This window comes from Blautia sp. OF03-15BH, assembly GCF_003463065.1.
Classification (GTDB): Bacteria; Bacillota; Clostridia; order Lachnospirales; family Lachnospiraceae; genus Limivivens.
In genome coordinates this window covers 1-6,782 of record NZ_QSCM01000035.1, presented here as the reverse complement: position 1 = coordinate 6,782, position 6,782 = coordinate 1, and the positions used below count along the sequence as shown (strand labels likewise).

Genomic DNA, 6,782 nt, shown 5'->3' with positions numbered 1-6,782 from the left:
GAAACTGTATTTTCGGACTATCTTGCTATAGTCCGAAATGTTGGGAATGTTTTAATTAACAGAGCATACCTTGGCAAATGAAATAGAAGCTCCACATGAAATTTTAAGAAAATAGGCAAGTCAAATTCCCGTTTATTGGGAAGTCGCAGAGAACGAAAAATCGGAAGTTTACAGCGAGGTGAAAGATGTTGAATTATGTAGAATATGGAAAAGAAAACAAATATGATGATGATATATTTTTTCAAAAATACAGTCAAATGAGTCGCTCACAGCAGGGACTAGCCGGTGCAGGAGAATGGGAAACATTGAGAAAGCTGCTGCCGGATTTTAAAGATAAGCGTGTGCTTGATTTAGGATGCGGCTATGGATGGCACTGTATTTATGCGATGGAACACGGAGCGTCTTCTGTTGTAGGTGTTGATATTTCTCATAAAATGCTCGAGGTAGCCAAAGAAAAAACACATTTTCCACAGGTTGAATATAAATGCTGTGCTATAGAAGATGTGGAATTCCCAGAGGAGAGTTTTGATGTAATATTAAGTTCACTTGCGTTTCACTATGTAGCAGATTATGAGATTTTAGTAAAAAAGATATATAGAATACTGAAGTCTGGTGGGAAGCTAGTTTTTACGGTTGAACATCCTGTTTTTACTGCCTATGGAACACAAGACTGGTATTATAACGAAAAAGGAGAAATACTGCATTTTCCGGTGGATAATTATTATTATGAGGGCAAACGAACAGCTGTGTTTTTGGGAGAAAAGGTTACAAAATTTCATAGAACACTGACCACATATCTAAATACACTGCTTTCAAATGGTTTTATAATAAATCATATTGTGGAGCCGCAGCCGCCGGAATACATGATGGATATTCCGGGGATGCAGGATGAAATGCGCCGTCCCATGATGCTGATTGTATCGGCGAACAAAAAAGTGGATAGATAGAACTAAAACACCTATAAGGTATAAATGGAGGTAATTTATGTTTAAAGAAAAAATTATTATAGAGATGAAAGAAGTATTCAAAGAAATTCCTTTTGGCATAGAGCACACTCTCAAAGTTTTGAAAAATGCAGAAGATATAATGAAAGGAGAAAATATCGGAGAGGAAGAAAAAGAATTCATCAGTATTATTGCTATACTACATGATATTGGTGCGGTTGAAGCACAAAAAAAATACGGTTCTATTGATGGTGTCTATCAAGAAAAGGAAGGACCAGAAGTAGCGAAAGAAATATTAAAAAAGGTAGGCTATAACAAAAATATTGATAGAATATGCTTTATAATAGGCAACCATCATACTCCATCTAAAATTGATGGACTTGATTTTCAAATACAATGGGAAGCTGATTTGCTTGAAAATTTAACGGTTATGGATAAAGAAAAAGAACAGGAAAAGATAAAAAAGTGTATAGATGAAAACTTTAAAACAAACACAGGAAAAAGGATAGCTTATAATCGCTTTATTTTAGATTAGTAGTAGATTATTGCAGTTATGTATTTTATATCGCAAAGAAAAAATAGTAGTTAAGTTTAACCCTAACGATACACGATTAAAACTTGTAAATCCACAAATGATAAGCCAAAGCGGTGTGCAGGAATGTGTTGAGGGATGCCTTAGTTTCCCGAACCGTTTTGTAAAAACAATCCGTCCGCAAAAGGTCACGATTCAGGCACTCAATGAATATGGAGAGGAAATGATAGTTGACGGAGAAGATGAAATGGCAAAATGCTTCTGCCATGAGCTGGAACATCTGGACGGTATGATTTTTTTAGATAAAGCGATTGAAGAACTTTCTGCTTTGTAGTGCAAATTGATAGATGCCGTTTCGGAAAAAGAAAAAGAGGTCTTATGAGCAAGGTTATTATGATGTGCGGCGTATGTGGTTCTGGAAAGACTACTTACGCCAAGAAAAAAGAACAGAAAGGATATATCCGACTTTCCATTGACGAAGAAATGTGGAAACTTTATGGAAGAAAGGGAATTGATTATCCGGAAGAACAATATGAAAAATTATCAGAGCAGGTGGAAGCTGCGCTTCAAAAAAAGCTGCTATCCCTGATTCAGCAGGGAAAAGATGTTGTGATTGATTTTAGTTTCTGGAGTAAGGAAAATCGGAATGTTTATAAAGAACTGATTCAAAAAGCAGGCGCTGAAACGGAGCTTGTCTATATGAAAGCCAGTAAGGAGCTTTTGCAAAAAAGACTATATAAAAGGAATCAGGTCTTAAATGCCAATTCACCGTTTGTGATAACAGATGAACTATTGGAACATCATTATCACGCATTTCAGGAGCCATGCGGCGAAGGAGAAAAAGTAATTTTGCAGAAAGAGGATATTATGCAATATTCAAATTTCAACTGAATAATCCCAGCACAAACCGCTGCTACATGGAAGCGTCAGAATTCTGATATATTTTCAGAATTCCGACGGGTGTTTCTCTGTAAGATTCTTCTAATGCATTCTGCTGCTCTTTCAGGCTTTGAAATTAATGGTGTAAATCTCTCCGGCCTTTGTCGGGAAAGAAATTTTATTATCTGCAATGATCTGTGTTTCTACTTTTCTTCCATCAGAAGTGGTTACCGTGTAAGCGGAGATACCATCATATTCGCCGGTAAATATTCCGCCGTTTCTTGATGTAATATCAAAACGATCAGCTTTGCCATTTGACCATTTCATGTTGATTTCAAAATTTCCTCTTGCTACGATACCTTCCACATGTCCGGTACTCCACTCTTCAGGAAGTGCTGGCAGAAACTGTACATATCCGAGCTGACTCTGAATCAGCATTTCGTTGATACCTGCTGTGTAACCGAAGTTACCGTCGATCTGGAAAATGGGTGATTCTTTGTAGTTTGCACCGGCACCGTGAGAACAGAGCATATTTGTTAAAAAGCCGGAATTTCCTCCGCCCACATCGGACTGTACAAGCTGAAAAGCTTCTTTGGCATGTCCGGTACGTGCCCACAGATTCAGCTTGTGAGCTTTGGACCAGCCGGTTGCATCAAGTCCACGTTCATTCAGGGAAACCATAGCCGCATCCATATATTCAGGATTATCTTTATTGATCAGAGTACATGGATACAATGCCATCAGATGGGAAAGGTGACGGTGAGGCGGCTGCACTCCGGAGCTTTGTGCTCCAAGGCTCTGTCTCCACTGTGGAATATCAATTTCCGGCAGAGTTCCGGCCTGTGCTTTTCCAATGTGAGTTTCTTCATACCATTCTTTTACCTGTCCGTCAGCTCCTACTAAAACAGGATCCAGCTGTGCTTGTTTTTCTTTCCACTTTTCGATCAGATCTGCGTCAACACCTAATGTTTCGGCTGCATGGATCGTATTTTCAAAATGCTGCCAGATAAACTGCTGATCGTAAGATGCGCCATTTACGATGGGTCCGTTTTCAGGTGAATAGGACGGTGCAGATACGAAACGCTGCTGATTCTTACTCCAGTAAAGCGCTTTATCCCAGAAGTTAGCTACTTCTTTTAAGGACGGATAAAGTTCTTTCAGATATTCTGTATCTTCTGTATACAGATAATACTCATAAGAATTCAGAAGAGCCCATGCAGATCCGATCGGATTCCAACCGGCTGCATTATCCTGCTGTCCCATGGTTGAAAACATGTAAGGGGTACTGAAGCAGCCTACCAGCCATCCGTTTTCTTCCCCTGCTTCACTCTTAATACCAAAGGAAGCGGCAGCAGAATCACGACCTGCTTCTTTGAGAACATTCAGATAATCATTGTATGGTTTCATACATTCGGCAAGGTTGCTGGCCATCGTTGGCCAGTAATTCATCTGAACATTAATATTAAAGTGATAATCTCCATACCAGGTAAAAGCTCCTTCACCCCAGACTCCCTGAAGGTTTGTAGGAAGAGCACCTTCTCGAGAGCCGGCAATGGTCAGATAACGACCAAACTGATAACACATGACTTCCAAAGCTCTCTGTTCAGCCGGGGTTGGGATCTCGCCGCAATTGTTCTCTACCATATTCCGATATTTACGGATCAATTCGTCAGTAGGAATCTGCGGGATTTCTTCGTTGAATCCCAGATCCATACGGGAGAATAATGCAAAATGATCAGCCACATGATCTGTTTTGAGTGCTTCATATCCTTTTTGTGCTGCCTCCTGGATCCTTTTTGTAACTGCTGCATGGGGATCCTCACCACGGAAAGTTGGAAGCTCCATTTTATAATCGCTTCCGCATGCAAAAAGCAATATAACGGTATCTGCATCAGATACACAGATTGCAGGAATTCCATTGCTTTCGCTGACAGAAAGGCTTCCGCCTTCATTGATAACTTTAAGCTGTGCTTCGACCTTCAGACCGTTTTCAGGCAATGCATCACGCATAGTGATCGTGTCTCCGTCAACTATGTTTGTATACGCATTGCCGCCGATCAGATTTTCCAGGTTGGTTTTCAGGCTGATTTTTCCATTTGTGTCAGCACTTAAGCGCACAGCCATAATGTTATCCGGATAACTGGTAAAGTATTCTCTTGTGTAGTGAACTCCTTCATAATCATAATTAACAGTTGCTAATGCGGTACGCATGTCCAGATCTCTGACATAATTGGATACCTTGGAAGGATCCTGAGCATTGGAAATGTATAAATTGGCATAATCAGTTGGTGCCTCATATCCTGTCAGATCTCCCATGAGCTTGTTCAGCTCGTCCATTGCTTCTCCTTTTGTATCCGTTCCGCTCGCCTGATAGGAATTTTCATCAAATCCAAAGACATACTGTGACTTATCTTCCAGTTTCTCACGGATCGCATGCAGATCCTCTTTGATCTTCTGAAGATCCTCTTTTGTGCGGATCGGGTTTGTTATACCGTAGGTATAGTTTATATCACCGCCAGGTCCGCCTTCCCATACTGTTTTTTCATTGATATGGATCTTGTCACGATTGATACCGCCGAAGATAAGTCCGCCCATGTAGCCATTTCCAATCGCCAGTGCTTGTGTCTGCCAGTCATTGGCTGGTTTATCATACCAAAGTCTTAAAAGGTTCTCATTTTTTTTCTTCATCCGTTTACCTCCTGGTTCATGCATAAACAGAGCACACTCTGTTTATTTGTTCTCTATTTTGAATCATAACATAATATGATGTTGGGGTCAAAAGATTAAAGACTGAAGGAACAACAAGAGGGAGATTTTAATGATTTTCACATGGAAAGAAAACTATATAATCTTCCCCAAAAACGTTATTTGTGGTAAGATGAAACCAGGAAAAGAAGAATATGTTTTTAAATTTTACGAAAAAGAATTAAAAAAACGAGGAAGAACGGTTATATGCTGAATAAAAAAGATTTCTTAAAATATGCATCAACATTAGCCTTTCCAATCATGATCCAAAATCTGATTGGAACATTGGTAAATCTTGCCGATACGGTAATGCTTGGATATGTAAGCCAGACAGCTATGTCGGCTTCATCACTTGCCAACCAGTTTACTTTTATCCTTTTCTGTTTATATTACGGTATGGCCACAGGTACTTCGGTTTTATGTGCCCAGTACTGGGGAAAAGGTGATAAAAAGACAATAGAGAAGATTCTCGGTCTGGCGGAACGAATCTCACTGATCAGTTCCTTTGTATTTTTCATTATCTCTTTTGCTATGCCAGCTACGATCATGAGCATTTTTACAAACAGTCCTGACACGATCGCTGCGGGCAGTGAGTATTTGAGGGTGATCTCTTTTTCCTTTGTGTTTATGGGATTCTCTCAGGTTTTTATGAGTGCTCTTCGAAGCATCGGAAAAATCATGCTGCCTTCTATTACATACATTGTTTCGCTTTGTGTCAATGTAATTTGTAATGCTACCTTTATTTTTGGTCTGTTTGGCCTTCCAAAGCTTGGTGTTACCGGTGTTGCCCTTGGTACGGTTATTGCCAGAATGGTAGAAGTATTGATCTGTCTCATCTACTCGTTAAACAGTTCCGATGTCAGATTTCGGATAAAATACTTTTTTGCGAAATCTGGTATTCTGTTCCGGGACTTTATGAAAATTGCCAGTCCAGCCGTAATAAATGACGTTGTCTGGAGCTTTGCAAGTTCTGCTTTCGCAGCAATCCTTGGTCATATTGGAGATGATATGGTTGCAGCCAATGCCGTTGCTGTTATGGTGGTAAATATCGGTGCTATCGCCTGCCGCGGTTTTGCAAATGCGACTACCATCATTGTCAGCCAGGAGCTGGGGCAGAATCACAAGGATGTAGCCAGAGAATATGGGAAACGTATGCTGAAGATAACCATTACTGTAAGTATGATCGGATGTGTCATTATTCTGGCGATCCGCCCGTTGATACTGGATTTCTACCGGGATAAACTGACAGAAACCGCCATTTATTATCTTGGCATTTTTATAATCATGACGACCTGGCGTCTTGTGGGAGAAGGGATCAATACCTGCCTGATATGTGGCTGCTTCAGAGGAGGCGGTGATTCCAGGTTTGGAATGATCGTAGATTCCATATTTATGTGGCTTGTTGCAGTTCCGCTTACCTTCCTTGCTGCATATGTTTTCAAACTGCCGCCGATCTGGGTATATTTTATCATGACTTTGGATGAGTTTGAAAAAATGCCCGTTGTGTTTATTCATTATCTCAGAGGGAAATGGCTTACAAATATTACCAGAGATTTTGATTGAGTATAGGGCTGTAGAAAAGAAAGAAGACTGTCGTAAAACCGGATGGTTTCAGAAGTTTTTTGGATAATCAAAGTTCTTGAGGGTTTGCCAAACTTGTTGAGGGGCTTTCGTGAGGGTTT

6 protein-coding genes are annotated in these 6,782 nt (G+C 40.1%); 5 read left to right on the top strand and 1 reads right to left on the bottom strand.

The features are described 5' to 3' along the window. The first annotated feature begins 185 nt into the window (after window positions 1-185). Genes DXA57_RS16930 through DXA57_RS16915 form a run of 4 tightly spaced genes read left to right on the top strand, consistent with a single transcriptional unit; the run spans window position 186 to window position 2,367 of the window. Entirely contained in the window at window positions 186-947 is a 762-nt protein-coding gene (locus DXA57_RS16930) for a class I SAM-dependent methyltransferase (RefSeq protein WP_164979758.1), read from the top strand. Between the two features lie 37 nt (window positions 948-984). Further along, the gene (locus DXA57_RS16925; RefSeq protein ID WP_008981870.1) at window positions 985-1,479 is read left to right on the top strand and encodes an HD domain-containing protein; all 495 of its coding nucleotides are present in this window, start codon (window positions 985-987) and stop codon (window positions 1,477-1,479) included. A 22-nt stretch (window positions 1,480-1,501) separates the two neighbouring features. Continuing rightward, the gene (locus DXA57_RS16920) at window positions 1,502-1,810 is read left to right on the top strand and encodes a peptide deformylase (protein ID WP_442857683.1); all 309 of its coding nucleotides are present in this window, start codon (window positions 1,502-1,504) and stop codon (window positions 1,808-1,810) included. Between the two features lie 44 nt (window positions 1,811-1,854). Then, window positions 1,855-2,367: an AAA family ATPase gene (locus DXA57_RS16915; RefSeq protein WP_117768421.1), complete on the top strand. Its 513-nt coding sequence runs from the start codon at window positions 1,855-1,857 to the stop codon at window positions 2,365-2,367. Window positions 2,368-2,478: 111 nt separating this feature from the next. On the opposite strand, the gene DXA57_RS16910 is transcribed toward DXA57_RS16915, so the two are convergent. Next, window positions 2,479-5,043, bottom strand: a complete 2,565-nt coding sequence (locus DXA57_RS16910; protein ID WP_243005827.1) for a glycoside hydrolase family 95 protein — start codon at window positions 5,041-5,043, stop codon at window positions 2,479-2,481. Between the two features lie 264 nt (window positions 5,044-5,307). Here DXA57_RS16910 and DXA57_RS16905 point away from each other — a divergent pair, with 264 nt between their 5' ends. After that, on the top strand, window positions 5,308-6,663 hold the full coding sequence (locus DXA57_RS16905; RefSeq protein ID WP_117768420.1) for an MATE family efflux transporter: 1,356 nt from the start codon (window positions 5,308-5,310) through the stop codon (window positions 6,661-6,663). The last annotated feature ends 119 nt before the right edge of the window (window positions 6,664-6,782 follow it).